Here is a 554-nt window from a genome sequence, read left to right as displayed (position 1 = left end):
ATGTGATAGAAGTTTGCCACTTTAAACATTACTTCGTCGAGTTTTCCAGTTTCTTCGCCAGTTGCAACCATGCTAACCACGATTGGAGGGAAGACCTTTTGCCGCTCAAGAGCGGCGTTGATGCTTTCCCCTCCCTTTATACTGACTATCGCATTGCCAACGGCTTTCATAACTCTAGGGCTTTGAGAAACCTCTCCTGCAAGTTCCAGAACTGTAGGAAGATCCACACCGCTTGCTACAAGAACAGCCGTCGTCCGTGTGAATCTCTCCATAGCCGTCATGTTTCTTAGGTTTCTGACCGGAGGAATCAATTTGCCTAGAGTCTCCTTTACAATGTTGCCGTACTTACTCTTGAAAAAGAAGAAGCCTCCTATTAACAATGCTAAAAGCAGGACAAGAAGAATTGGCCAATGATTTTTCAGGATGTCGTTCATCTTAAGAAGAATAGCCATTGTTCCTTCAGGCTCGTAATTTCCTCCAAAAGCACTAATCAAATTTGGGAGGATGAAGAAGGAGATCATCCCCACTATTCCCACCGCGAAAACCATCATGAA

At 44.4% G+C, this 554-nt stretch carries 1 protein-coding gene; it reads right to left on the bottom strand.

Going from position 1 to position 554, the window contains the following annotated elements; all coding sequences use genetic code 11:
• A partial coding sequence (locus tag BG32_RS07410) for a type II secretion system F family protein (RefSeq protein ID WP_183084308.1) occupies nucleotides 1–554 on the bottom strand: 554 nt, incomplete at both ends.

Origin of the sequence: Mesotoga sp. HF07.pep.5.2.highcov, from assembly GCF_003666285.1 — a bacterium.
In the GTDB taxonomy this organism is placed as follows: Bacteria; Thermotogota; Thermotogae; order Petrotogales; family Kosmotogaceae; genus Mesotoga; species Mesotoga prima.
This window is presented reverse-complemented; position numbering and strand designations above follow the sequence as displayed.